The 25,173-nt window shown below is 65.2% G+C and carries 21 protein-coding genes; 15 read left to right on the forward strand and 6 right to left on the reverse strand.

Annotation, left to right across the window (positions count from 1 at the left end):
* Window positions 1-167 precede the first annotated feature (167 nt).
* Window positions 168-1,052 carry a LysR substrate-binding domain-containing protein gene (locus AC6IY7_RS14380; RefSeq protein ID WP_497780051.1) on the forward strand — a complete coding sequence of 295 codons (885 nt, stop codon included), beginning with the start codon at window positions 168-170 and terminating at the stop codon, window positions 1,050-1,052.
* Window positions 1,053-1,057: 5 nt separating this feature from the next.
* Here the strand turns inward: AC6IY7_RS14380 and AC6IY7_RS14385 are convergent, their stop codons facing one another.
* From AC6IY7_RS14385 to gspD, 5 genes are all read right to left on the reverse strand, one after another.
* Window positions 1,058-1,360, reverse strand: a complete 303-nt coding sequence (locus AC6IY7_RS14385; RefSeq protein ID WP_497780053.1) for a hypothetical protein — start codon at window positions 1,358-1,360, stop codon at window positions 1,058-1,060.
* Between the two features lie 99 nt (window positions 1,361-1,459).
* Window positions 1,460-2,290: a 23S rRNA (guanosine(2251)-2'-O)-methyltransferase RlmB gene (gene rlmB / locus AC6IY7_RS14390; RefSeq protein ID WP_497780055.1), complete on the reverse strand. Its 831-nt coding sequence runs from the start codon at window positions 2,288-2,290 to the stop codon at window positions 1,460-1,462.
* On the reverse strand, window positions 2,287-3,153 hold the full coding sequence (locus tag AC6IY7_RS14395) for a 4-(cytidine 5'-diphospho)-2-C-methyl-D-erythritol kinase (RefSeq protein ID WP_497780057.1): 867 nt from the start codon (window positions 3,151-3,153) through the stop codon (window positions 2,287-2,289). The genes rlmB and AC6IY7_RS14395 overlap by 4 nt, the downstream gene beginning before the upstream one ends.
* Window positions 3,154-3,397: 244 nt before the next feature.
* On the reverse strand, window positions 3,398-3,979 hold the full coding sequence (locus AC6IY7_RS14400; RefSeq protein ID WP_497780059.1) for a prepilin peptidase: 582 nt from the start codon (window positions 3,977-3,979) through the stop codon (window positions 3,398-3,400).
* Complete coding sequence (gspD, locus tag AC6IY7_RS14405; protein ID WP_497780061.1) at window positions 3,976-6,276, reverse strand: type II secretion system secretin GspD; 2,301 nt, start codon at window positions 6,274-6,276, stop codon at window positions 3,976-3,978. Before gspD ends, AC6IY7_RS14400 begins: the two co-directional genes overlap by 4 nt.
* Before the next feature lie 167 nt (window positions 6,277-6,443).
* Here gspD and AC6IY7_RS14410 point away from each other — a divergent pair, with 167 nt between their 5' ends.
* Genes AC6IY7_RS14410 through AC6IY7_RS14455 form a run of 10 tightly spaced genes read left to right on the forward strand, consistent with a single transcriptional unit; the run spans window position 6,444 to window position 14,356 of the window.
* Window positions 6,444-8,102 (forward strand): GspE/PulE family protein, encoded by a 1,659-nt coding sequence (locus AC6IY7_RS14410; RefSeq protein WP_497780063.1) that lies wholly within the window; start codon window positions 6,444-6,446, stop codon window positions 8,100-8,102.
* A gap of 1 nt (window position 8,103) precedes the next feature.
* Complete coding sequence (locus tag AC6IY7_RS14415; RefSeq protein ID WP_497780066.1) at window positions 8,104-9,303, forward strand: type II secretion system F family protein; 1,200 nt, start codon at window positions 8,104-8,106, stop codon at window positions 9,301-9,303.
* Window positions 9,300-9,764 carry a type II secretion system major pseudopilin GspG gene (gene gspG, locus AC6IY7_RS14420; RefSeq protein ID WP_497780069.1) on the forward strand — a complete coding sequence of 155 codons (465 nt, stop codon included), beginning with the start codon at window positions 9,300-9,302 and terminating at the stop codon, window positions 9,762-9,764. The genes AC6IY7_RS14415 and gspG overlap by 4 nt, the downstream gene beginning before the upstream one ends.
* Window positions 9,751-10,194 (forward strand): prepilin-type N-terminal cleavage/methylation domain-containing protein, encoded by a 444-nt coding sequence (locus AC6IY7_RS14425; protein WP_497780072.1) that lies wholly within the window; start codon window positions 9,751-9,753, stop codon window positions 10,192-10,194. The genes gspG and AC6IY7_RS14425 overlap by 14 nt, the downstream gene beginning before the upstream one ends.
* Complete coding sequence (locus tag AC6IY7_RS14430) at window positions 10,184-10,600, forward strand: type II secretion system protein (RefSeq protein WP_497780074.1); 417 nt, start codon at window positions 10,184-10,186, stop codon at window positions 10,598-10,600. Before AC6IY7_RS14425 ends, AC6IY7_RS14430 begins: the two co-directional genes overlap by 11 nt.
* Before the next feature lie 31 nt (window positions 10,601-10,631).
* Window positions 10,632-11,393, forward strand: coding sequence for a prepilin-type N-terminal cleavage/methylation domain-containing protein (locus AC6IY7_RS14435; protein ID WP_497780076.1), 762 nt, complete (start codon window positions 10,632-10,634; stop codon window positions 11,391-11,393).
* Window positions 11,390-12,292, forward strand: a complete 903-nt coding sequence (locus tag AC6IY7_RS14440; RefSeq protein ID WP_497780078.1) for a type II secretion system minor pseudopilin — start codon at window positions 11,390-11,392, stop codon at window positions 12,290-12,292. The genes AC6IY7_RS14435 and AC6IY7_RS14440 overlap by 4 nt, the downstream gene beginning before the upstream one ends.
* 1 nt (window position 12,293) lies before the next feature.
* A complete protein-coding gene (locus AC6IY7_RS14445; RefSeq protein ID WP_497780080.1) occupies window positions 12,294-13,337 on the forward strand; it encodes a PilN domain-containing protein in 1,044 nt (347 codons plus the stop codon).
* 3 nt (window positions 13,338-13,340) lie between these two features.
* The gene (gspM, locus tag AC6IY7_RS14450) at window positions 13,341-13,892 is read left to right on the forward strand and encodes a type II secretion system protein GspM (RefSeq protein ID WP_497780082.1); all 552 of its coding nucleotides are present in this window, start codon (window positions 13,341-13,343) and stop codon (window positions 13,890-13,892) included.
* On the forward strand, window positions 13,889-14,356 hold the full coding sequence (locus tag AC6IY7_RS14455) for a hypothetical protein (RefSeq protein ID WP_497780083.1): 468 nt from the start codon (window positions 13,889-13,891) through the stop codon (window positions 14,354-14,356). The genes gspM and AC6IY7_RS14455 overlap by 4 nt, the downstream gene beginning before the upstream one ends.
* Before the next feature lie 138 nt (window positions 14,357-14,494).
* Here AC6IY7_RS14455 and AC6IY7_RS14460 read toward each other — a convergent pair whose 3' ends face one another.
* Window positions 14,495-16,696: a tetratricopeptide repeat protein gene (locus tag AC6IY7_RS14460; RefSeq protein ID WP_497780084.1), complete on the reverse strand. Its 2,202-nt coding sequence runs from the start codon at window positions 16,694-16,696 to the stop codon at window positions 14,495-14,497.
* 403 nt (window positions 16,697-17,099) lie between these two features.
* Between AC6IY7_RS14460 and AC6IY7_RS14465 the strand changes: the two genes are divergently transcribed.
* The 4 genes from AC6IY7_RS14465 to AC6IY7_RS14480 all read left to right on the forward strand — a co-directional run bounded on the left by AC6IY7_RS14465 (window position 17,100) and on the right by AC6IY7_RS14480 (window position 24,724).
* Window positions 17,100-17,966: a molybdate ABC transporter substrate-binding protein gene (locus AC6IY7_RS14465; RefSeq protein WP_497780085.1), complete on the forward strand. Its 867-nt coding sequence runs from the start codon at window positions 17,100-17,102 to the stop codon at window positions 17,964-17,966.
* Between the two features lie 57 nt (window positions 17,967-18,023).
* Window positions 18,024-18,908, forward strand: coding sequence for a substrate-binding domain-containing protein (locus tag AC6IY7_RS14470; RefSeq protein WP_497780086.1), 885 nt, complete (start codon window positions 18,024-18,026; stop codon window positions 18,906-18,908).
* Window positions 18,909-19,649: 741 nt separating this feature from the next.
* A complete protein-coding gene (locus tag AC6IY7_RS14475; protein WP_497780088.1) occupies window positions 19,650-22,967 on the forward strand; it encodes a beta strand repeat-containing protein in 3,318 nt (1,105 codons plus the stop codon).
* A gap of 32 nt (window positions 22,968-22,999) precedes the next feature.
* The gene (locus tag AC6IY7_RS14480) at window positions 23,000-24,724 is read left to right on the forward strand and encodes a ShlB/FhaC/HecB family hemolysin secretion/activation protein (protein ID WP_497780089.1); all 1,725 of its coding nucleotides are present in this window, start codon (window positions 23,000-23,002) and stop codon (window positions 24,722-24,724) included.
* Window positions 24,725-25,173: the final 449 nt, after the last annotated feature.

Below are 25,173 nucleotides of genomic sequence, written 5' to 3' on the forward strand. Positions count from 1 at the left end.
TTTCCAGTCGAAGTGGACGCCAGTTCGGCGTTGGAAACGCGTCGAGACAAAAGTCGAGAGTCTTTTCATGTTTCCATGAAACATGAAAAGACTCTCGCGCCGACATGCTTCACAAAAGCGTCACATCGGCAGGATGTTCATTGTGGGAGAGAGAGCGAGAGACGAATATGGCGCGCAAGCCGCTTCCGCTGAAAATGCTGCAGACGCTCGAAGCCGTGGTGCGGCTCGACGGCGTCTCCAATGCGGCCAAGGAGCTCGGCGTGACGCATGGCGCGGTGAGCCGGCAGATCGCTTTGCTCGAGGACTGGCTCGGGCGCGCTTTGTTCGAGCGCGATCGTGGACGCTTGCGGCCGCTCGATGAAACGCGCGAATTCGTCGCCGTCGTCACCGATTGCTTCGAGCGCATGGACGCGGCGATGGGGCGCGCCAAGACCGCGCGGCGGCGTCTGAAGGTTTTCGCCCATGCGTCTTTCGCAATGTATTGGCTGGTGCCGCGGCTCGAGCAGTTCTACGCGCGAAATCCGGATGTGGACGTGCATGTGCAGACGCGGCAGACCGGAGAAGATCCCGCTTCGTCCTTCTTCGATGTCGCGATCATGCGCGGGCGCGAGCAAATCGGCAATTGGGAAGCCTCTCCCATTCTACAGGAGAGCCTCACTCTGCTGACGACGCGCGATCATGCGTCGGCGCTCGCCGCGCGCGGCGCCGCGGCCTTGCTGGGCGAGACATTCGCCGTCAGCGACACGCGGCCCGGCGAGATCGAGCAATGGCTCGAGACAGCAAGCTTGCCGCCGCTGCAGAAATGGCGCGAGCGCCGCTTCGGCCATTTTCACACGGCGATCATGGCGGTTCTCAACGGCCAGGGCGTCACTGTCGGGCCGATCGAATTGACCGGCGGCAAAGTCGCCGAGGGACTGCTCGCGGCGCCTTTCCCGCAGATCGTCGCGCCCGGGCCGCGCCATGTCGCCTATATCGATCCGCAATCGGAGAGCTATCCGATCGCCAAGCGCTTCGTCCTCTGGCTGCGCGACGAAGCGGGGGCGACAGACTGATGGCGTCAATAGACGAATTTCGACGTCGTTCCGCGGCCGCGTGGGGCGGGGCCGCTCTGCGCGCCCGGCTTGCCTTCGACTCCCGGAGCGCCGGCGGCGAGCGCGCTCGCGTCCAGGGCGAAGGCTTCATTCTGATCGATGAAGCCGGAGCGGCCTTCGAAGGATTTCTGCGTCACCGTGCTCGGCGTCACATTCTGTCCGACGGCGGAGCCGGAAGTGCGGCCGCCGCTCTGCATCTGCTGCTGGGCGAGCGCCGCGCCGCCGAGGATCAGAACAAGGGTCGTCCAATAGAGCGCAAGATTGCGCATGGCGTGTCTCCTCTCGCGGGATATCGATCCGCCCCCTTCGCGAAGTCCCCCTTACATCGAACCGCATCGGTGATCGGCAAGCGGAGGCGTTCGCGAGGCTCACCCGAGCCGCAGGCGCAGCGCCATCAGTGCGGCGGCGCAGGCGTTGGAGACATTGAGGCTCTTGATCGGTCCCGGCATGTCCAGCCGCGCCAATAGATCGCAGCGCTCGCGCGTGAGGCGTCGCAGGCCTTTGCCCTCGGCGCCGAGCACCAGCGCCAGCGGCTTGCGCAGAGGGCTCGCCTCCAGCGGCTGCGGCCCCTCCGAATCGAGACCGACGATCAGGAAATCGCGCGCCGCCAATTGCTCGAGCGCGCGGGCGAGATTGACGACGGAGACGATCGTCACATGCTCGAGCGCGCCCGAGGCCGCTTTGGCGAGGACGCCGGTGAGTTCCGGGCTGTGGCGCTCGGTCACGACCAGCGCGTCGACGGCGAAACCCGCCGCCGTGCGCAGTATGGCGCCGACATTATGCGGATCGGTCACTTGATCGAGCACCAGAACGAGGCCGCTTTTCGGCTCTATGTCGGCGATATCCGCCTCGGGCAGGGGGCGCGCCTCCAGCATCAGGCCCTGATGCACGCTCTCCTCGCCGAGCCGCTGCGACAGCGCCCGCGCCTCGACGATCTTCGGCGTGAGGCCGGCGGCGGCGGCGAGCGGCGCGATGCGCTCGGCGGCGCCTTCCGTCGCATAGAGCGTCAGCAGTTTGCGCCTTCCGGCGACGAGCGCCTCGCGCACCGCATGGGCGCCATAGAGCACGACGATATCGCCGGCGGGACGGCGGAAGGGCGCCTCCTCGCTCGCAGTCTGGCGCGGGGGAGGGCGGCGGCCGCGGTCTTTCCCATCGTGGCTCTGGCGGTCGCGGTCCTTGCCGGCGGGCGGGCGGCTCATCGCAGCACCGCGGTCTTCACCCACCAAGCCGGATGCTGGCCGCGGATGACCGCCGCCGCGCGGGCGGCCGCCTGGCGGGTCGAGAACAGAGCGAAGCAGGTCGCGCCGGAGCCGGACATTCGGGCGAGCCGGCAGCCCTTGGCGGCCGATAGCACGGCGAGCGCGTCGACGATGACCGGCGCCTCGACGCAGGCGGCGTCTTCCATATCGTTGCGGCCCCTGCGCAGCGCCGCCGCTATCCCTTCCGCGCCGAGCGCGGCGGAAATTTCCGGATGCGGCGCCGCGCCCGTCGTCTCGCCCGGGACGAGGCCGAGGCGGGCGAAGACGCCGCGCGTCTCCACCGGCGCGCCGGGATTGATCAGCACGGCGGGGAGCGGCGGCAGGCCGAGCGGCGCGCCGATCGTCTCGCCCCGGCCGAGCATGAAGCGCGCGCGAGGGGAGAGGCAGACGGGCACGTCGGAGCCGGTGGCGCGGGCGGCCTCGAGCAGGCGCGGATCGTCGGCGGCGAGGCCATTGGCGCGGGCGAGCAGACGCAGCGCCGCGGCGGCGTCCGAGGAGCCGCCGCCTATGCCGGCGGCGACCGGCAGATATTTGGTGAGCTGGAACGCCCCGAGGCGCAGGCCGGGGACGCGCTCGGCGAGGCGATGGGCGGCGCGCAGCACCAGATTATCGGCCATTGCGCCGGCGGCGGCGGCGGTCGGGCCGTCGACGGCGAGCGAGAGCGCCTCGCCCGGCGCGAGGCGCAGCGCATCGCCCGCGCCGGAGAAGGCGACGAGGCTCTCGAGCTCGTGATAGCCGTCGGCGCGGCGGCCGAGAATATGGAGGGTCAGATTGATCTTGGCGGGGGCGCGCGTCGCGAGCATGAATTCCCGTGTCTCGGGTGGAACGGTCCGGGCGCGCCGGAGGCGGGCGACAGATGCGCCGGCCGCGCCGGCCCTGTCAAGGACGGGGCCGCAGACGGGTTAGGCCGGCAATTCGGCCGAATTTCGTCCGCCCGGGCCGCCGAGCCGGCGGTCGATGACGAAAATCTCCGCGGCGCTCCGCGACATGGCTTTCCCGATGCGCGAAGTGGAACTCGACGACGATGTCGAAGATGGCGCGGCGCGTCTATATCGAGAGCGCGTGAGCGAAGAAGGTGAGCCATAGCGCCGGGCAGAGAAACGCCCCGAACGGAAGTCGGAAATGCGCGTCGATCTCTCCGCCTCGCCAACGACGCACGACGACCCATGTCAGAGCCGCGCCGCTGGCGAGCAAGATGCAGAAGGGAATGAGCTGGAGCGGCAGCCAGGCTCCGACCGCCAGAGCGAGCTTCACATCGCCGCGCCCGAGCCCCGAGCGGCCACGCAGGCCCGCATAGGCCGCCCGCAAAATCTCGAACAGCATCGCCAGCGCGAGCGCGCGAAGGATCGTCTCCGCCATGGCGGCCTCGGGCGCCTCGGGCGAGAGCAGCGGCGTGACGGCGAATCCCGATACCGCGCCGCCCAGAGTCGCGAGATCGGGAAGCAGAAAATAGCGCGCGTCGAAGCTCGCGCCGACGATCATCAGGAGTCCGAGCTCGGTCGATGCGAAGGCCTCGGGAAGGGCGAGAAAGCTCCACGACAATGCGCCGATGCAGCCCATGGCGCAGAGGCTCGCCGGCAGATCGCGCCGAAGCCGGAGGGGGGAGCGCGCCGAGGGTCGCCTCCTCATTTGCGTATCCTCGCCGGATCGGCGCCGGTCACGACCATAGGCGCGCTGCGCATCATGTCGAGGCGCGAGCGGAACTCCTCGGCGACGCCTTGCGCGTCGAGCGAGTCGCGAATGATGCGCGGCTTGATGAAGATGATGATCTCCGAGCGATCCTTGTTGCGCGTGGTGCGGCCGAAGAGATCGCCGAGATAGGCGATGTGCCGAAGGCCCGGAATGCCGTCCTTGGAGTCGTTCTCCTGCTCGCTGATGAGGCCGCCGAGCAGCACGGTCTGCCCGCTCGCGACGGAGACGGTCGAATGCACGCGCCGCTGCGAGATCGTCGGCGTGAGGCTCGAATTCACGGGATTGGAAATTTCCTGCTCGACCTCGAGCTGCACGACGCCATTGGCGTGCACATGCGGCCAGACTTTCAGAATGACGCCGGTGTCGCGCATTTGAATCGTGTTGACGACCGTGTTGGAGGTCGAGAGCACGGTCGCCGATCCGGTGGAGATCGGCACTTCCTGGCCGACCTGCAGCAACGCCGGCTGATTGTCCGAGACGACGAGCGAGGGCGAGGACAGGACCTTGACGCTGGTCAGCGTCGCCAGCGCGTTCAGCACCACATGGGGCTGCGCCTCCGAGCCGAGCAGCAGATTGAAGCCCGGCAGCACGCGTTGCAATATCGCGCTGCTCGCCGTCGCGGTGAGGGCCGCCGAGCCTTTGTCGACGCCGGCGCCGACGGCGCTGGAGCCGAGATAATATTGCACGCCATATTGCAGATCGTCGGTCAGCGACACTTCCGCGACAGTCGCCTCGATCGAGACCTGCATCTGCGGCTTGTCGAGCGCGCGCAGCGATCGCTCGATGACGAGATAATCGTCCTGGCTCGAGAAAATGACGATCGAATTATTGGCGCTGTCCGCGGTGATGCGCACATTCTGGAACACGCCTTTGGGCAGCGCGCCGGAGGAGCCGCCATCGCCCTTCGCCTCGAGGTCGGCGTTCTTCTGCTCGGCGAAATTGCCGAAGGCCGCCGCGATCTGTCCGCCGCCCCCGGCGGCGCCGGCGGCGCCGCTCTGCTGGCCGTTCGATGCGCTCTGTGAGCCGCTCGCCGAAGCGCCGCCGCCTCCGGCGAAGCCGCTTCCCGTCGAAAGCTGATCGAGCTTGGATTGCGCGGCGCTCGTTCCGGGGGCGAGCTGGCCTGCCGCGGAATCCGTCGCGGAGCCGGCGCCCTTGCCGACGAAAATCTCATTGAGGATTTTCGCGACGCGCGCCGCATTGCCATTGGCGAGCTGATAGACGCGCACGGTCGAGCCGCTCGTGTTGGAGCGATCGAGCCTGCGCAGCCAGAGCGTCGCGCGCTCGAGCAGCTTGGAATCGCGGGTCACGATGAGCACGGCGTTCATCCGCGCCATGGGTTGAAACGCGATCGTGCCGGCGCCCTGTCCGGCGTCGCCCGTGTCGAATATGCGTTCGAGCTCGCGAATAATATTGTCGGGAGAGGCGGATTTCAGCGGATAGACGCCGACGGAGCGATTGCGCAGCCATTCGACGTCGAAGCCGGAGATCATCTCGACGATGGCGCGGCGCTCGCTCGACGTCCCCTGGACCAGAAGCAGATTGCGCGCCGTATCCGCGCGGATCGCGCCGCCGCGCGCGAGAAAATTCTCCGCCGTCTTGGCGAGCGCCGCGGCGGATGTGTAGCGCAAGGGAATGATGGTGACGCCGAAGCCCGGTTGCCCGGAGCCGAGCGTCACCGGGCCGGCGCCGCTCGCCTCCGGCAATGGAACGATGCGGACGAGGCGTCCGTCGCGCAGCACGGCGGCGTTGGACATGCGGATCACATTTTCGAATGTGGGCAGCACGTCTTTGCGCGCGATCGGGCCGGCGGAGACGATGGTGAGCGCGCCATGGACGCGCGGATCGATGGTGAAGTCGAGGCCGAGGGCGTCGCCGAGCAGGGCTTTGGCGACGGTCTGAATATCGGCCTGATCGAAATTCATCTCTATGTCGCCGCCGCGCGCGGTCACGCCGGTCTCGGCCGGCGCCTCGCGGAGCGCGTCGCCCTCCGAGCGCCGCGGCGAAACGTCCCGCGCGCCGGGAAAGAGCATTGGTCGCGCCGCGCTCTTGTCGAGGACCGAGCCGCCCGAATCCGCCGTCGGGAAATAGGCGGAGAAATCCTTCTTGCGGGCGACCTCGACGCTGTCTCCGGGTCCGATCCCCATCAATCGATCGGATGGCGAGCATCCCTGCAAGGCGGTCGCGACGGCGAGCGACAGGAGCCGCGCTGGCAGACGCCGGAAGTCGGATTTCACTCTATATACTCCAATACCGCATACTGTAGACGCCTTACATAAGGCTCGTCGAACACCGCAGAATCGGCCGCACAGCCTGAATTCTACGTACGCTTGCATACTGAAGCGACATATATTAAAAGTTGTATATAGGCAAGAATCTTACGTTCCTCGACGATGTGTGATCGATGTCCCGCGAGACGTTCTTAGAATATCTCGCTCGCAAAGGCGGGCTGCGCGAGGCCGATGCGCTCGAGGCCGCGCGCCGCGGCAATGGCGGCGAGTTCGATTGGGCGAGCGCGACGAAATTATCGGCGTCCGCTTTCGCCGACGAGCTCGCGGATTTCTATTCCTGCGCGCGCATCGCGCGCGGCGGCCTCGCCGGCGCGGCGTTCGGCGGCGGGCCGCTGTCGCCACGCTTTCTCAAGGAAGGGCGCTTGTTTCCCTTTCTCGACGCGAATGGGCTGGTGCTCACCATCGCCGCGCCGCTCGACGATGAGATGCGCTCTGCGGTCGAGACGGCTCTCGGGCGGCCGGCGACGATCGCCATCGCGACGGCGGAGGAGATAGAGGCCGCGCTCGGCGCCGTTCAGGAACAGGGGGAGGCGACGCCGACGGAGACGGCGAATGCGCAAGCCGCCTCCGACGATCTCGACGATCTTCGCGATCTCGCGCGCGGCGCGCCTGTGGTGCGTGCGCTCGATGATCTGCTGCGCCTCGCTGTCGAGCAGCGCGCGACCGATCTTCACATCGAGCCATTCGCCGGCGCGCTACAGGTGCGTTTGCGCGTCGACGGCCTGCTGAAAGCCGCGCCGTCGCCTCCGATGAGCATGGCCAAGGGTCTGCTGTCGCGGCTCAAGATCATGGCCGGGCTCAACATCACCGAACGCCGGCTGCCGCAGGACGGGCGCGCGCGCATCGTCGTCGGCGGCGCGGAGATCGATCTGCGCGTCGCGACCTCGCCCAATCTCTATGGCGAGGGCGCGGTGGTGCGCCTGCTGCGCAAAGGCGCCGGCGTCGTTGCGCTGGACGAACTCGGACTGTCGCGGCGCGACGGCGAGATATTGCGGCGCGTGCTGCAGGCGCCCTTCGGCATGATCGTCGTCACCGGACCGACCGGCTCCGGCAAGACGACGACGCTCGCCGCTTCGCTCTCGCAGATCAATGAGCCGACGCGCAAGATTCTCACGGTCGAGGACCCGGTCGAATATCAAATTCCCGGCGTCAATCAGATGCAGGTCCATCCCGGCATAGGGCTCACTTTCGCGGCGGCGCTGCGCTCCTTTCTGCGCCAGGATCCGGACGTCATCATGGTCGGCGAGATGCGCGACGCCGAGACGGCCCATATCGGCGTGCATGCGGCGCTCACCGGCCATCTCGTGCTGACGACCTTGCACACCAATACGGCGGCCGGCGCGATCACGCGCCTCATCGATATGGGCGTCGAGAGCTTTCTGCTCGCGTCCAGCGTCCGCGCGGTCGTCGGCCAGCGCCTCGTGCGCATTCTCTGCCCGGACTGCAAGCGGGCGCATCGGCTGACGCGCGACGATCTCGCCGCCGATGCGCGTTATGTCTCGCTCGGCTTCATGGAAGGCGAGACGATCTATCGTCCCAAGGGCTGCGAATGGTGCAATTTCACCGGCTTTCGCGGGCGCAAAGGCGTCTTCGAGGTCATAGAAGCGTCGGCCGCGCTGCGCGCATGCATCGGACCGAAGGTGGATGGACATGAATTGGAGACGATCGCCAGACGCGAGGGCATGACGTCGATGGCGGAGGACGGCGTCGCCAAATGTCGCGCCGGACTGACGACGGTCGACGAGATTTTCCGTGTCACAATGAGTCTTTGAGATGCCTCGGTTTCGCTATCGCGCCGTGACGCAGGCCGGAGAAATGGTCGCCGGCGAAATCGATGCGGGAACGCGCGAGGAAGTGCTGCGCCGCATCGAATATCTCGGCCATATGCCGATAGAGGCGGAGGCGGCGCGAAGGGCCATTGGCGAAACGCCGGGCGGCAAGCGCCCGCCGGCGCGCGATGTGACGATCTTTTTGCGGCAGCTGGCGGTTCTCGTCGGCGCCGGCCTCACGCTCGATGCGGCGCTGCAGACGCTCGCGGAGGATGCGAGCAAGCCGATCATGCGCTTTGCGACCGCGTTGCGCTCGATGATCTCCTCGGGCGACAGTTTCGCCGAGGCGCTGGAGCGCCATCCGCATATCGTCGATCCCGCCTATGTCGCAATGGCGCGCGCCGGCGAAGCGTCGGGCAAGCTGCAGGCCGTGCTCGGCGCCATCGTCGAAGATCGCGTGCGGCGCGAGTTGCTCTCGGAGCGGGTCGGCTCGGCCATTCGCTATCCGCTGTTTCTCATCGGCGCTGCGCTGCTCGTGATGTTTTTCTTTCTGCTCTATGTCGTTCCACAATTCGAGCCCGTGTTTCACGATCTCGGCAATCGCCTCAATGGCGGCGTCGCCTTCGTGCTCGCGGTGTCGGCCTGGCTGCACGCCAATCTCTATGTCTTTCTCGCGGCGTCGGGGACGATCGTCCTCGCGATGTGGCTCGTTTTCTCGCGCGCCGATGCGCGCGCCGCGGCGATCTCTGCGGTGGCGCGCATTCCGGGCGTCGCCGGCCCCATGCAGGATTGGCGCACGACGCGAATCATCGGCGCGCTCGGTCTTCTCGTCGGCAATGGCGTGTCCTTGCCGACGACGTTGAAAATCCTGCGCGACATCGTCGTCGAGCCGCAATCCGTCGCCGCCATCGACAAGATTCACGCGCAGGTGCGCAGCGGGCGCCGCTTTTCCGAAGCGCTCGCCGAGACGGCGCTGCTGCCGCCGCTCGCCGTTCGAATGCTGCGGATCGGCGAGGAGACCGGCGATCTGCCGTCCATCGCCGCTCATGCGGCGCAATTCTACGAGCATCGGCTCGGCGCCGGCCTCGATCGGCTCATGGGCGCGATCGGCCCCGCCGCCATCGTCGTCGTCAGCGTCCTCGTCGGCGCTCTCGTCGTCTCGATCATGAGCGCCCTTCTCAGCATAACGGAACTCGCCCAATGACCTTCGTCTCCTGTTCCTCCGCCGCTTCCGCCCGCTGTCTGCGTCATGCGAGCCCGGGCTACACGCTCGTCGAAATGCTGGTGGTTCTCACCATCATCAGCCTCATCCTCGGTCTCGTCGGCCCGCGCGTGCTCAACTATCTCGGCGAATCCCGCGTGAAGACGGCGCATCTGCAAATCGAGAGCTTCGCCTCGGCACTCGATCTCTTCTACATAGACGTCGGACGTTATCCGTCTTCCTCGGAGGGGCTCGCCGCGCTGGCGCAGCGCCCGAGCGGCGTCGATGTCTGGACCGGCCCTTATGTGAAGGGCGGCCGTGTGCCGAACGATCCCTGGGGCAAGCCCTATCTCTATCGCTTTCCCGTCGATCATGTTCCGCCTTACGAGATCGTCTCGCTCGGTTCGGACGGGCAGGAGGGCGGCGTCGGAACGGCGGCGGATATTTCCAATGTCGAGCATTGACCGACGCGCCGGCTTCACCCTCGTCGAAATGATGGCGGTGATGATGATCGTCGCGCTGATCTCCGGTCTCGTCGTCGCATGGAGCTTCGGCTCGGGGCGATCGCAATTGAAAGCGGTCGCGCTCGAGGCGGCGGCGCTGCTTCGGCGCGAGCGGTTCGCCGCGATGTCGAGCGGACATCCGCGGCATGTCGCGCTCGATCGCTCGGCGCGCATGCTGATCGGCGAGAGCGGCGGCAAAGTCGCCGTGCCGGAGGACGTCTCGCTCGATCTCCTCGCCGCCGAGGGATCGAATGGCGCGCTGCAGGCGGTGGCGCGCTTCGAGCCGGATGGCGCCTCCTCGGGCGCGGTTCTCGCCTTTGCGCGGGAGCGCGCGCGCTATGAGCTGCGCGTCGACTGGTTCAGCGGAAAGGTCTCGGTCGATGCGCAATGACGCAGCCTCGCATCGCGCCGGCTTCACGCTCATCGAGGCGTTGGTCGCGCTCGCCGTTCTGACGGCATTCGCCGCCGCGCTCGGCCCGCAGCTCTTTCACGCGCGCGCTACGCTCGCCAAGGGCAAGGGACGCGTCGCCGCCTCACAGCTGCTGCGCTCGCTCATCGAGGCGCCGTTCGATCGCGCCGCTCTGGAAACGCGAGAGGGCGAGACCGGCGGTTTTCACTGGCGTGTCGTCGTCGAGCCGATCTTTCTGGACACGCCGGCATTCGAAGGGGCTGCCTCGGCGAGAGAGCAGACCGATACGCGCAAATGGTCGCCCTATCGTGTGGAGGCGCGCGTCGCCTGGGGCGACGCAGGCCAATCGATCGCGGCGGAGACGATTCGGCTCGCGCTCATTCGCTAGCGAATGCGCCCGCAGTCGGGGAGGTGAGATTTTGCGAGCTTGCGCAGACAAGAGAGAGCGGGCCGGCTTCACGCTCGTCGAAATGCTCGCGGCCCTCGCCGTGGCCTCGTCGATCATCGTCGGCGCGGCCGCCCTCACGCATCATGTCGTCGGCGATTTCGATCATGGCGCGCGCGGGGTGAATGACGCGGAGCGTTTCGCTCTGGCCATGGAGCGACTCGCGCGCGATTTTGGTGCGGCGAGCTTCGTCACGCTGAAGCCGGCTGGCGCGCCGCCGCGCCCCGGCGGGAAGCCGGACAAGCAGTCGGACGAGCCGCCTGCGCCGGTCGCCTTCGATGGCGGCGCCACGACACTCGTCTTCGTGACGGCGAGCGCCGTCGGCGCGCGCGCGGCGCAAGAGGAGACGATCACGCTTTCCGTCGAATCCGCGGGGGAGGAGGGCGCGCGCCTCATCCGCCGCCGCGCCCCATGGCTCGGACCGCGCGCCGGCCTGTCGGATGCGCAGGGAGAGGACCCCGTGACTCTGCTCGAGGGGCGCTTCGACATCTCCTTCCGCTATGCGCGCATGGTGAACGGCGCGCCGAGCTGGAGCGACAATTGGCGCGGCGAGACCGAGCTGCCGCGTCTCGTCCGTCTCGATCTGAAAGACCCGGAGACCGGCGAGCGAGTGTTTCCCGGGGCGCAGTTCGTTTTGCGCGCCAATGCGCCGGCCGCTTGTGCGACCGAGGCGGCAAAATGCCTTCCCGGCAAGAAGAATGAGCCGGACGCGCCGGCGCGGCGGGGGGACCTGTGAATCGATTTCGTCGCATCCGCTCGCGCAGGGGCGTCGTTCTCGTCGCCGTGCTGTGGACGATCGCGCTGCTGTCGGCGCTCGCCATGGCGGTGTCGACGAGTTTTCGCAGCTTTGCGGGATTGCTGGCGATCGATCGCGACCGCGTGCAGGCCGAGGCGCTGATCGACGCCGGAATAGAGGTCGGGGCCGATGTTTTGATCAAATATGGCGGCAGGCCATTGCTCGCCACCGAGACGCGCTTTGCGCTGCCGGTCGGTGTGGGCCGCGTGCGGCTGAGCGACGAGCTCGGCAGGATCGACATCAACAAAGCGCCGGCGGAGACGCTCGCCTCTCTGCTCGTCGGCGTCGGCGCGCCCGACGCCGAGGCGGTCGCGCAGGCGATCGTGCGCTGGCGCGATGCGGGCGAGGCCTCCGCCGCGAAACGCGCGCCGAATGCAGACCCTTCTGAAGCTGCGCGCCGTTTCGAGCGTATTTTCACAAATGTCGACCAATTGGCGCAGATTCCTGCGGTTCCCGCCGATTATGCGCGTTCGATCGCGGCCTTCGTCACCGTCTTCGGCGCGGAGACGGTGAACGCCGCGACAGCGCCCATCGAGGTTTTGCGCCTCCTGCCGCAGATGACGGAGGCGCGCATCGAGCGTCTGATGGAGGCGCGCGCGGCGGGAGCGCTCGAGCCGGAGGCCTGCGACCAAATTCTCGGTCCCGCCTCCCGCTATGCGAAGCCTGCGGCCCGCAGCATCGCCCGCCTCGAGATCGTCGTCGCGCTCGCCGATGGCTTCGCCGCGGCGGCCGAGGCCGTCATCGTCGTCGTGCCGAAGGACAGCGAGCCCTATCGCATTCTCGCCTTTCGGCAATCGTCGCGTCCGACGGCTTATGGCGCCTATCCACGGGGAGAGTGAGTTGCCGAATTTCGATCTTCTCATGCGCTGGCTCGACGCGCTTTCGGGAATCGTCTCGCGCGTGAACGAAGCGCGACGGCGGCGCGACATGCTGCGCGTAACGCGCTCGGGGGAAGAGTTTCGGTTTTTCTCGGGCGCGAGTTCCGACGCGACGCCGCTCGCGGCCGCTTCGATCGGAAGCGCGGCGTCTGCGGATGTGCGGCGCCGCGCGCGCTTCGTCGTGCTCGAATGGCCGCAGGCGGAGACTGTCACGCGCAGGCTCGCGGCGCCGGCGCAGGCGCGGGATTTTTTGGCTGGCGTCGTCGCCAATCAGCTGGATCGCCTTTCGCCCTGGCCGGTCGGTCGAATTCTTCACGGCCATGCCGCGACGCCGCAGGCGGACGGCCGATTGGCCGTGCGCGTGCTGATCGCCCTCGAGGCCGATGTCGACGGCGCGCGCGCCGAGCTCGCCGCAATGGGCCTCGTCGTCGATCGCGTCGTCGGCGCCGTGGAGGATTCGCAGGAGCCGGTGCTGCTCTGGTCGGGAAGCGCGTCGCAAGGCGACGCCGCGGCGCGTCGGCGCAGGCGTCGTTTCGTCGGCGGCGCCATCGGCGCCTATGTCGCGATCTGCGCGATGATCGTCGTGGTTGCGTCGTTCGCCGCGCGCGCGCTTCAGGAGGAGAGCGAAACGCTCGCCGCGCGCGCGCATGCGCTGCAAAAGCGCGACGAGGCCGCGAAGAATCCGAGCGCCATCGCAGCTTTGCAGCCGCCGGAACGCGCATGGATATGGAAGGAGACGTCGACGCCGGCGATCGCTCTGCTCGACGCCTTGTCGCGCGCGCTGCCGGACGGCGCCTTTCTCGAGAGCCTCGCGGTGGAATCCGGCAAGTTGCGCATATCGGGGCTCGCCGAGGATGCGCCGCCGCTCATCGACGCGCTGGAAAAAACCGGGCGCTTCTTCGACGTGCGTTTCTCGGCGCCGACGATACGCGCTTCGGACGGCGGGCTACAGCGCTTCGGCATAGAAGCGCAGCTCGCCGCCGCTGCGACCAAGAAAGGAAAATGAGCCATGTCCTTCGACTTCGAGCTCGATCGTGAGCAGAGCTTCGCGCTCGGCGCGCTCGCGCTTCTCGTTCTCCTCTGCGGCGCGGGAGCGACGGCGGCGCTCGGCGCCTGGTGCGACGCCGCCGACGAGGCGGATCAGCGTCGCGCCGTGCTCGCGCAGGTGGAGGCGGCGCAGCGCCGCGGCGCTGCGGGTGGCGGGCGCGTCGCGCTCGCCCCCGATGCGGCCTTTCTCCTCGCGCCGACGCAGGGCCAGGCCAATGCCCTGTTGCAGGCCCATGTCACGCGGCTCGTCGTCGCGCAGCGGGCGAGCGTCGGCTCTTCCGCCACTCAGCCGCCGATGCGCGACGACGCCTCCGATGTCGTGCGGATGCGGGCCACATTCGACATGGGACTTTCGGCCTTGCAGGCGACGTTGTACGAGCTGGAGACGGGTGCGCCTTATGTATTCGTCGACGGCCTCGTGCTCGCGCCACAACGCGGCGCGCAGCGCGGAGCCGAGGCGATGCTCCATGTCACGCTGGACATGCGCGCTCTCTGGCGTCGGACGCGGATATGAACAGGCGGTTTTTCTGCGCGCTTTTTGTGATCGCGGGCTGCGGAGCCGCCGGCGCGCTGGAGGCCGGCGGGCGCGCCGAGGTCAATCCGCTCGCGCGTCTCGAACTGAAGGATTTTGCGCAAACGCTGCAGCGGCCGCTATTCTCGGCGACGCGCCGTCCTCCTCCGCCCGCGCCGACGCCAATGCCTCGAGAGGCGCCGCCGCCTGTGCCGCCGGAGCCGCCCTCTCTCATGCTGCTCGGCGTCGTGACAGACGAGCAGGGCGCGCGCGCGCTTGTGCGGCCGAATCCGACGGCGAAGATTCGCAGCCTGCGACGCGGCGACGAGATCGAAGGCTGGAGGGTCGTCGAGATCGGGCGACAACGCATCGTCATCGGGCGCGATGCGCGCACCAGCACAGTGGCGATGTTCACCGCCAAGCCGGGGCCGGCCAAGCCGCCGCAGCGTCAGCTGGACGACGAATGACGCGTTTCACTCGGGCCGGCGTTTGCGAGATCATTTCGTCTAGTGTCTTTCGGTGTTTCATTGAAACACGGAAAGACACTCGGCTTTTGTTTTGACGCGTTTCCAACGCCGAACCGGCGTCCACTTCGGCTGGAAACTCTAGGCGCGTGAGAGACGCAAATGACGCCAATCCTGCCAGAGCCGCATCACCGCCTCGTCGAGATTGCGGCCGAATCGCTCGGCGTCATTGAGCGGCGAGGCCGCGACCCTTTCGCGCAGTCCGGCGCGGAGCGCGGCGAGCTCATGGGGCCGGTGTGTCCAGCCCACCGCCATCTCGACATATTCGTCCAGCGAATGCGCGCAGAATGCGCCGAGCCCCACCGCCGTCAGATGCGTCGCCGAATGGCGCCCGGCGAAAGTGTCGCCGACGAGCGTCACTGTGGGCACCCCCATCCACATTGCTTCGAGAGTGGTGACGCCGCCGGAATAAGGAAACGGATCGAGCGCCAGATCGACTTTTTGGGAATAGGCGTTCAGAAGCGCGCTCTGCTCGTGCTCGCCGACGAGCAGGAGACGGTCGCGTGTGACGCCGCCGCTTTCCAGCATCGAATAGACGGCCTCCGCCGTCGCCGCCTCTCCGATGCCGCCATAGACGAGCATGATGCGCGAATTCGGAACCCTCTCCAATATTCGCGCCCACGCCGCGCCGAGCTGCGCATTGAGCTTGGCCGGGCGATTGAAGCAGCCGAAGGTGAAGCTCTTGCGCGAAAGACAGGGGAGGGGACCGATATCGGGCGCCTCGCGCGGGGGCTCATAGCAGACATAGCAGTCCGGCAGACGCACGACCGGCTCGATATAGGATTCGTCATGCTCGGCGGGGACCTCCACGGGATCGGCGATCAGCCCGTCATAGGTGTCGAGGCCGATCGTGCCGACATAGCCCGCCCAGCTCAATTGCACCGGCGCCGCCCGCCGCGCGAACAGCCCCAGTCGATTCCCCATCGTATGGCCCGAGAGGTCGAAGAGAACGTCGATCTTCTGCTGCTCGACGAGGGCCGCGAGCGCGGCGTCGTCGAGATCGGAGACATCGCGCCAGAAGGTCGCGAATGCCTTGTAGCGGTCGCTATATTCATCGTCCTTGAACTTGCGGTCGGTCTTGTAGCAATAGATCGAATGTCCGATCGCGGCGAGGCGCTCGAAGGCGCGCAGCGTGAGGAAGGTGACGGCGTGCTTGCGCATGTCGCCGGAGACGACGCCGATCCTGAGCTTGCGCATCGTCGGCTCATTGGCGAAGTCTTCGCGCTTCTTGGGGGCCGTGGTGCGAAACAACGCGCCCCATTTGGCGTGACCCTCGCGCAATTCCGCCCGCGTGACGCCCGGCTTGTGCTGCAAGGCGAACAGCAGCGTGCCTGCGACATAGGCGTCGGCCGGCTTCAGCTCCGCGGCGTGGCGATAGCACGCCACCGCCTCGGCGACGCGTCCTTGACCGAGAAAGCCGAAGCCGCGCGCGACATGGGCTTCGGCGAGCATCGGATCGAGCGCGATCGCGCGATCGACGAAGCTCATGCCGAGCTCATAGCGGCGGTTGGCGATGAGGAATTGGCCGAAGATCGATTGCGGCAGCGCGATATCCGGCGCGACGCGCGCCGCCATCTCGAAGAGCTGGGCCGCTTCGAGATCGCGGGCGTTGCGGCTGAAATAGCCGCCCGCCGCGAGCATGCCTTCGTGATTCTTCTCGTCGATCGCCACGGCGGCATGAAGGTCGACGGCCGATTGCTCCTCGTCGCCGCCCATGGCGTGCGCGAGGCCGCGAACGCGATAGGCGTTCGCATAGGTCGGATCGATCCTTATCGCGCGGTCGAGCGCTTCGATCGCGTCGCCGCACCGCTTTTCGGTCAGCAGCGCGAGCCCGAGATTATATTGCGCATAGGGCATGTCCCGCCGGTGGCGCGTCACTGTCTGAAGGCAGAGGATCGCCTCGCTCGTGCGCCCTGAGCGCGCGAGGCAGACGCCGAGCTCTGCGAGAGCCGGGCCGTCGCCCGGCAATATCGCGAGCTCGCGCTTATAGGCCTCTATGGCCTGGGGAATGCGGCCGAGCCGGGATAGCGCGCCGCCGAGCGCGTAATTGAAATCCGGCTGATCCGGCGCGTCGCGCACGGCCGCGTCGAATTCACGCGCCGCGTCTTCCCAGCGTTCGGCCTCGGCGAACTCGAGCCCTTTCGCGTGATGCTTTCGCGCCCGCTTCACCAGGCCAATCGGCGTCGCGATCGTCGCGAAGGGAAGGCGGGGCCGGAGGCGCTTGGGTTCGGTGAGTCTGGGATAGGCGGGGCCTGCGCCGGCGATGCTCGGTCTTTTCGACATGGATTCAATCTCAGGTAGTGAAATTAGATAGCGGCAATCTAATCGCCAGGGCGGGGCCGCGTCAAATATCGCGAACATATCGCGGCGCGCTTGCGCGAAATTCGCGCAACATATTGTTTTTAAAGAAGATAACTGCTCATGCGAGTCTCGCGACCCTGATTAAATTTTGGTCTGATGGCACAACTTTTAGGCGTTGCTTAGGGGCAAAGACTCGCTGTATAGTTGTATTACACACGATAACACGTGTGAGTTGTGGTCTTTGCCGCGTCAATCCCATCGCAGCAAAGGAGGCTCCAGGGGCGTCGGGGCGCTCTGTTTCAGGCTTTATCTCGGCGATCCAAGTTCTTTCCGGCGAGACCGAACGTAAATCCGTCTCGAATATTTGACAAAAGAGGAAAAATCCATGTTGAAGACGAGAATGAAGACACTGGCCATCGGCCTGTCGACGGCGCTCGCTCTGGGCTGCGTCGACGCGCAGGCGGCGACGATCACGATAAAGCTCGCCGTGGCGTCGAGCTTCGCGAAGACGGCGAACGATCTCGCTGCGGCCTTCCAGGCCTATTACGCCACATACGGACTCTCCTACAATGTGGCGGTCACGACGGGGACCGCTCAATCCCTGGAAGCCAGCATCATCAGCGCCGGCGCCAGCACGCCCTATGACCTATTCCTGTCGTCGAGCAAGAACGAGCCGAAAGACCTCGCCGACAATTACCCGAGCCTTGTCGTCGGCGCGCCCTTCAAATATGCGAAGGACTTCTTGGCGCTCTATTCGAAATCCGTCGACATCCACCATGGCCTTCCCTATCCGCTGACGACGAATTTCGTGATCCCGGATTCCACGACCGACGTCTATGGAGAAGCGGCGGCCGAAGTTCTTTCGTCTGCGCCGTGGTATATCAACACGGCGACGATTCCGAGCGGCTACGTTTTCACGACGCCGACCGTCGGTTCGGCGTATATCTCTGTCGATCTCGGCATCTACGCCTATGGCTTCGTCGCCAAATCGCAGATTTGCGCTCAGCCGGCCGGCGGAACCCCGACCTATCCTCCGGGTTCCTATCATCACATCTACAAGCCCAATGACGCCGATCATCCCTCGGACAAGCTGGTTCTGAAGGGAATCAAGATCGCCCACACGAGGACGGCGGATCAGGAGACAGAACTCTCCAACTTCATCGCCTTTCTGACCGGCGCCGTCGATTCGAACGGCAATACGACGACGATCGGCAAGAGCGCGATCGAAGGTCATTGCTTCAAATCATATTGACGCGATGCGGCTGGCGCCGCTCGCCCATGTCCCAATCGAACTTCGAAGAGGAATATCATGTTTGACCTAACGAGAAAGACGCTCGCTCTCGGCGTGTCGGCGACTTGTCTGCTGCTCCAAATGTCCGAGGTCAAGGCGACAGAGACGATCCAAATCGGCGTGGCCGCGAATTTTCTCAATGCCATCACTGACATAACCGCAGCCTATGTCGCTTACCACCCCAACCAAGTCGAGTTCAACATCACGGTGGATTCTACTGCCAATTTGAAAGCCGCCATATTGGCGGGCGGCACGACGAGCGGTCCATATGACCTCTTCCTGTCTGCCGACACGGCCGCTCCGGCCGCCGTGTCGACCTTGGGGATGGTGTATGGCGGCGTCACGCAATCGCCCTTCTTCTACGCCAACGGTTCGATCGTTTTCGGCTCCGCGTCGACGAGCGTCTCAGGCGGCGTGCCAAATCCGATTGGGACCACGCTCGTCATCGCCGATCCCTCCAAGGCTCCCTATGGATTCGCGGCTATGACCGTCCTGAACCAGGCGCCATGGAGCCTGGGCCTCTCGACGACGAGCACTTATCCCGTTTCGAATGTCGCCACCTCGGCGAATATCGGAACTACTTATGCGGCGGTGAGCGCGGCGACCTATGCGTATGGTTTCGTGGCGAAATCTTCAGTCTGTGTAAACTACGGATCGGGCGAAACCGTCAATACGGGTCAGAATGTCCAAAGTGTTTACGAATACAAATACGACGGCTCTGCGGGCCTGGGCCATGCGGGGACGACGTCGCAGACCTATCCTCAGATCGTTCAGAACGGCATAGCGCTGCAACGCTCCGCGCAAACGCCGACCACGCAGGCGACCGTCATCGATTTCATCGGCTTCCTGACCAGCAATTCGGTCGGCACCTACTACAGAGCCTTCTACTGCTACGGGACCTAGCCTGAACGCGCTCCGCTCGACGGAATCCGTCGAGCGGAGGAAATCGCACGACGGGCGCATACCTATGAGCGAGTTCTCGCGCGCGAGGCGTTCGGCTCTATCGAAGGGCTCGCAATTGTGGCGAAGCAAAGTGCGTCGGCGGCGATCCAGCCGCCGACGCTTTTCCACATACGGCTGCAGGCCATATCGGCGTCTCGAGGAGCGATAGCAAATAGAAAAAGCTCCCGAGCGCGACGTCGATTTTTTCCCACGATAGCAGATCGTGGAACGCCAGCTCGAACGCTCGCCGCAATCGAAATTGGTCATCCGCGCCGTGGGCGATATATAAAATAACGTCTACGTTACCGTCGACGCGACAGAATGCGTAATTTTTATGAACAAAATTTGTTCGATCCGCATCATTTTTGGAATCGCCGAAGCGCGGACTTCGCTATATATCTATAGGTAATGATGTCGTCATTTGAAAGGATTGGGCTGCGGCTCCGCTGCTACTGTCCTCGGGTGATCGGCGTCAAAGCTTTGATAGAGCGAGTAAATTCATAAAGCCGATCTCGCGGGAGCGATGCGCTGCGCGGGTGCGCCACAAATGTCGGGACGTCGCCGAACCCGAGGAACAGGAATGTCATGCAATCGAGCCGATATCAGCGTCATCGGGCCTGTGCGCCGCGCGGGCCGGAAGCGTCGCGCGCGCCTGCGTCTCTTCTCCGGGACTTGTGCGCTCTACGCGGCCTATTTTCGACGATGACGGCGATAGCGGCGGCGCTTGCAGCGCCGGGCTTCGCGCTCGCCAATCCGACCGGGGGCGTCGTCGTCGACGGCGCTGCGAGCATTTCCTCGGCGGGCAGCGTCACCAATGTCGCACAATCCACCAATCGCGCCATCATCAATTGGCAGAGCTTCTCCATCGGGCTCGGCGAAACCGTCAATTTCTACCAGCCCTCCGCGCTGGCGGTGACGCTCAACCGCGTCGTCGGCAATGAGCAGAGCATTATCGCCGGCGCGCTCAACGCCAATGGCCGCGTGTTTCTCGTCAATTCCAACGGCGTCCTCTTCACCAAGGACGCGCAAGTGAATGTCGGCGGCATCGTCGCCTCGACGCTCGATATCTCCAATTCCAATTTCATGGCCGGAAGCTATACTTTCTCCGGCTCCTCCAGCGCATCCGTCATCAATCAGGGCAAGATCAAAGCCAGCGACGGCGGCTACGTTGCTCTGCTCGGCCGGACGGTCTCGAACGAAGGGACGATCTCGGTCAAGCTCGGCACGGTCGCGCTCGCCTCCGGCGATGCGGTCACGCTCAATTTCGGCGGCGATTCGCTGCTTGACGTGACGATCGACAAGGGAACGCTGAATGCGCTCGTCGAGAATAAGGGGCTGATCAAAGCCAATGGCGGCCAGGTCGTGCTGACGGCGAAGGCGGCGGACGATCTTCTCTCGGCGCAGGTCAATAATAGCGGTGTCATCAGGGCGCGCAGCATCGCCGATCTCACCGGCGGCTCACCCTCCGGCGGAACGGTGAAGGTCGGCAGGATCAAGCTGTTGGCCTCTGGCGGAACGGTGAATGTGTCCGGCAAGCTCGACGCCTCCGCGCCGAAGGGCGGCCAGGGCGGAACGATCGACACCTCCGGAAACAAGGTCACGATCGCCGACAGCGCCGTCATCACGACGAAATCCTCGACCGGCGAGAATGGAAGCTGGATCATCGATCCCGACGGCTTCACCATTGCGGCGACGGGCGGCGACATCACCGGCTCGACGCTGTCGAGCCAGCTCGGCTCCAATAATGTGACGATATTGTCGACCTCGGGCAATGGCGCCGGCGGCAATATCGATGTGAATGATGTGGTGAGCTGGGCGGCCAATACGACGCTGACGCTCAACGCCACCAACGCCATCAATGTCAACGCCGTGCTTACGGGCGGCGGCGCGAGCTCGGGCCTCACGCTGAAGGCGGGGACGGACATTAACGTCGATGCGCCGTCGTCGCTGCAGGTCGCCGTGCTCACGGCGACGGCGGGCGGCAATGTGAATTTCAACGCGCCGCAGCTGTGGAGCAACGCCGGCGCATGGACTTTTGCGGGCAAGAATATCAACGTCAATGACACTGTGGGCTGGTCGGCGGGGACGCTGACGCTGAATGCGACGAGCTTCATCAATCTCAACGCGGTGATGACGGCGAGCAATAATGCGAGCCTCGTCGCCACCTATAATCCCAATATCGACACATCGGTGGATTCGAACGGCGTCGCGACCTCGACCTATGGAACGCCGCTCGGCGGCTTCACCCCGCTCTATGACAGCACGACGGGGACCTATCTCGGCCACATCGACTTCGTGAACAATACGGCCGCCAATCCGCTGACGATCAATGGCAATAAATACACGCTGATCACCAGCATGAGTCAGCTGGACCTGCTCGACGGCCTCAATGCGGTCACCAATGCTTCAACATCGGGTGCGACGAACCTCACCGGTTTCTACGCGTTGGCGACGAATATCGACGCCTGTGGCGCAGTGAGCGCGACCTGCAGCAGCGCGGTCACTTATATCGCCACTCCGGTCAACGGAGTCGGCGCAGGCAGCATTTTCGAAGGGCTCGGCCACAATATCGCTAATCTCACTTTGTTCAGTAGCGGGTCGACCGTCAAGGGCTTGTTCGGCGGAAATAGCGGAACAATCCGTGACGTGAGCATGACGAATCTGAACGAAACCGTCAAAAACGGGTCCAACATCGGCACGCTCCTCGGAAACAACGGCGCCGGTAGCCAGATTTTCAACGCCTCGGTGAGCGGCGTGTTGAACATTCCCAATACGACCGCGACGCCCACCAGCACGATAACCACGGCTTCGGGCATCGGCGGTCTCGTCGGCTTGAACAGCGGCATCGTCTACGGCGGGTATACGAATGTGAACATCACGGCGGTCAACGCCATCCAGCTCGGTGGCTTGGTCGGCAGCAATTTCGGTGTGGATTTTCTTCACAAGTCGGCCATTATTCTCAATTCGACCGCAACCGGAAGCATCAACGACGAATTTGCGAGCGCGCAGTTCGTGGGTCAACAGTTGGGCCAGATCGGCGGCCTCGTCGGCAGGACGAACGCCGGTTCGATTTATAATTCCTCCGCTTCCGGCTCATTGACCATTTGGACCCAGGATACTTCGCTCGCTACGGTCACAGGTGTCGGCGGATTGGTGGGCGGCACGCAGCCCTTCGCCTTTTCCGGCAGCATAATTGGAAATTCAGTCGCGACCGGAAATGTCAACGTCAGCGGGAATGTCTCGGCAGTCGGCGGATTTGTCGGAACTGCATTCAACAGCACCATTTTCAATTCGTCTTCTTTCGGAGTGGTGACGACGGCGACGGGCGCCACCAGCAATGGCGTCCCCAATGTCTTCGGCTTCATCGGAGGATTCGTTGGCGCTTCCACCGGGACAACAACCTATTCCGGCGATACCTTCAATTCGGCGAATGCGGGGGCGGCCGGGATACCTGGCTCTACGACCAATCCCACGAGCGTCACCGCTGCCGGCGTCACCGGCAGTCCGGCGACAGGCCCCGCGGCCGGCCAGGGCGCGCCGACGTCCTCTGCCGCGCAGACGGCCGCCGCCGCGCGCGCCAATGCGGCGAGCCTGACGCAGGCGGCGACGTCGCAGCAGCAGGCCGTCGCGACGGTCGCGCGAAATGTCGCGCAGCGCGCCGCAGAGACACGGCTCGCCGCATCCGCCGCCGGCAATGTCGTCGCCAATAATTCGGAAGTCTCGTCCTCGACGCCGCCGCGCCCCGCCGGCACAACCGCCGCCGGACGACGCGGCGTAGTGGCCTCGGCGGCGCCGCCGCTCGACGATCTGGTGACCGGCGAAGAGCCCGCGCAGACGCAGCTTCCGGCCGCGCGCGCGCATGTGCGGCACGCTTCCGCGGCTTCGACGGAGCACAGGGTCCGTCCGGCCGCGCGTGGCGCCGGCTATGGCGCGCGCATCCGCAGCATCGAGGTCGACGGCCAGCATTTCGATCTGGGCAATGGCGGCAAGAACTCGGCTCCCGCGCCCAAGGCCCAATAATGATTTTCCGGATCAGAAAGGTCGATCCTCAAATGAAGATCCGTGTTCTTCTTCTCTCCTGCTCGGCTGCGCAGGTCCTCCTCCTCGCCGCGCCGCAGGCCTTCGCGCAGAGCGCGCCGACGCCGATCCTGCCTTATAATATCGGCGACGCCGTTCGGCAGGCCGAGGAGGCGCGCCCCGCGCCGCCGCGCCAGGCCACGACGCCCGTGCTGCCGCAGATCGCCGAGCCGCGCTTCACCCTCGCCAGCAAAGAGACGCTCTTCGTCAAGCATCTCACCGTCGAGGGCCCGCTGCTCGTCGACGAGGCCGAGCTTCGCGAAATCCTCTCGCCCTATGAAGGCCGCAAGCTCACGCTCGGGGATATCTACGGCGCCGCCGACAAGGTCACTCTGCTCTACCGCGCCAAAGGCTATCTCGTCGCCAAGGCCTATGTGCCCGCGCAGGACGCGCGCACGGGCTCCCTGAAAATCAAGCTCGTCATCGGCAAATATGGCAGCGTGCTGGTCAAGAACTCTTCGGCCGTCGATGCTGGCTTCCTGCAAGGCGTCGTCGACACGGCGCTCGAGGACGAAGCGCTCATCCATAAGGATGCGCTGGAGCGCGCGCTGCTGCTCGTCTCCGATCTCCCCGGCGCCGGCGTGCCGCGCATCATCGTCTCGCCCGGTAAGCAGCAAGAGACCTCTGATTTCCAATTCGCCGTGCCGGAAGGAAAGCGCGTCGAAGGCTATCTGCTCGGCGATAATTTCGGCTCGCCCTATACGGGCCGCGATCGTTTGAATGGCGGCTTCAACATTAATTCGCCGCTCGGCTTCGGCGATCGCCTGTCGGGCTCGGCGATCGTCTCCGAGCGCGCCGCGCTCGCCAATGGCCGCGTCGCCTATTCGGTCCCGCTCGGCTATGACGGGCTGCGCGCCGAGATCGGCGCCTATCGCACCACTTATGCGCTGGGCGGCGCCTATAAGGATCTCGACGCGACCGGCAGCGCCTATGCCGTCACCGGCACGCTGAGCTATGCGCTGATACGCCAACGCGAGGAGAGCATTTCGCTCTGGGCGAATTTCACGCATAAATGGCTGAACGACAAGATCGCCGACACCTCGACCGCCAATCGCAACATAGCGCTCGGCACGTTCGGCGTCACGCGAGACACGGCGCAGGATTTGTTCGGCCTGCCGCTGGCGACGAGCTCGACGCTCTCCTTCACCTCGGGCTATGTGAATTATCTCGATGTGACGCAGAAGATTCAGAACCGCGCCGGCGTCGACACGGTCGGCAATTTCTATCGAATCAATCTCTCGGTGAATGCGACGATTGCGCTCGACGAGAAGTTCTCGCTGTCGACTTATCTGCGCGCGCAAAAGGCTTTGTTCGGCAATCTCGACACCAGCGAGCAATTCAGTCTCGGCGGCTTTTGGGGCGTTCGCTCCTTCGATGAAGGATTGGCGGGCGACAGCGGCTATATCGTGACGCCGGAATTGAAATATGCGCTGCCGCAGATCGAGAATTATCGTCATGCGCTGGGCGTGTTCACCGACATAGGCGCGGTGTGGCTGGAGAACGGCTCCTATACGACGATGCAGCGCAGCTATACGGGCGTGAACGATCTCGGCGTCGGCTATTACGCGACCTATGACATCGGCGGCGGCAGCCTGCTGGTGCTGAAGGCGCAAGCCGCGCATACCTATGGAACCAACAGCGGCGCCACCGCCTATGACCGGCATACGAAAGGCCTCGTGCAGGTCGGATTTACATTTTGACGAAGAAGCCGACGGCGTACGACAGGAAGCGAGGAAGCGGTTCCGGGAAAGACGAACGAGAAATAGCAATGGCATAGAACGGCGTATCTGCTCTGCGAAAGATCCGCAGCGGCCCATCTCATCGGCTAGCCGCGCGATATGGGCGATGCACGACGTCCTGAAGGATCGTATGAGGACCATCGCGCTCCAAAGCGTCGAGCAGGCGCGGCGCTATCGCCTCGTCGCCCATCTCGACTGCGGCAGCGGCGTTCGCGGCAACGCTCGACGCGCGCGAGAGACGGCAAATGCCGACGTCGATCGGCCAGAGCGCGCGATAGGCGTTCCGGCGTGAACTCGCGGTGGGCGAGGAGCAGCGGAACTCGGCTCGGACGCCTGTCTCGAACATTCGGCGTTGGCTCATAGCGAGCGCGCTCATCGGTTCGGCTTCGCGAGCCGATGAGCGGTCGAAC

The sequence above is a fragment of the Methylosinus sp. is20ea genome, assembly GCF_059718135.1.

Excerpts from the sequence above, each read along its gene's own strand:
- AC6IY7_RS14465 (WP_497780085.1), top strand. The coding sequence starts at position 17,100 with ATGTTGAAGACGAGAATGAAGACACTGGCCATCGGCCTGTCGACGGCG.
- AC6IY7_RS14460 (WP_497780084.1), bottom strand. The coding sequence starts at position 16,696 with ATGTCGAAAAGACCGAGCATCGCCGGCGCAGGCCCCGCCTATCCCAGA.
- AC6IY7_RS14470 (WP_497780086.1), top strand. The coding sequence starts at position 18,024 with ATGTTTGACCTAACGAGAAAGACGCTCGCTCTCGGCGTGTCGGCGACT.
- rlmB (WP_497780055.1), bottom strand. The coding sequence starts at position 2,290 with ATGAGCCGCCCGCCCGCCGGCAAGGACCGCGACCGCCAGAGCCACGAT.
- gspG (WP_497780069.1), top strand. The coding sequence starts at position 9,300 with ATGACCTTCGTCTCCTGTTCCTCCGCCGCTTCCGCCCGCTGTCTGCGT.
- gspM (WP_497780082.1), top strand. The coding sequence starts at position 13,341 with ATGTCCTTCGACTTCGAGCTCGATCGTGAGCAGAGCTTCGCGCTCGGC.
- AC6IY7_RS14480 (WP_497780089.1), top strand. The coding sequence starts at position 23,000 with ATGAAGATCCGTGTTCTTCTTCTCTCCTGCTCGGCTGCGCAGGTCCTC.
- AC6IY7_RS14380 (WP_497780051.1), top strand. The coding sequence starts at position 168 with ATGGCGCGCAAGCCGCTTCCGCTGAAAATGCTGCAGACGCTCGAAGCC.
- AC6IY7_RS14475 (WP_497780088.1), top strand. The coding sequence starts at position 19,650 with ATGACGGCGATAGCGGCGGCGCTTGCAGCGCCGGGCTTCGCGCTCGCC.
- AC6IY7_RS14430 (WP_497780074.1), top strand. The coding sequence starts at position 10,184 with ATGCGCAATGACGCAGCCTCGCATCGCGCCGGCTTCACGCTCATCGAG.
- AC6IY7_RS14415 (WP_497780066.1), top strand. The coding sequence starts at position 8,104 with ATGCCTCGGTTTCGCTATCGCGCCGTGACGCAGGCCGGAGAAATGGTC.
- AC6IY7_RS14395 (WP_497780057.1), bottom strand. The coding sequence starts at position 3,153 with ATGCTCGCGACGCGCGCCCCCGCCAAGATCAATCTGACCCTCCATATT.
- AC6IY7_RS14400 (WP_497780059.1), bottom strand. The coding sequence starts at position 3,979 with ATGAGGAGGCGACCCTCGGCGCGCTCCCCCCTCCGGCTTCGGCGCGAT.
- AC6IY7_RS14455 (WP_497780083.1), top strand. The coding sequence starts at position 13,889 with ATGAACAGGCGGTTTTTCTGCGCGCTTTTTGTGATCGCGGGCTGCGGA.
- AC6IY7_RS14410 (WP_497780063.1), top strand. The coding sequence starts at position 6,444 with ATGTCCCGCGAGACGTTCTTAGAATATCTCGCTCGCAAAGGCGGGCTG.
- AC6IY7_RS14425 (WP_497780072.1), top strand. The coding sequence starts at position 9,751 with ATGTCGAGCATTGACCGACGCGCCGGCTTCACCCTCGTCGAAATGATG.
- AC6IY7_RS14385 (WP_497780053.1), bottom strand. The coding sequence starts at position 1,360 with ATGCGCAATCTTGCGCTCTATTGGACGACCCTTGTTCTGATCCTCGGC.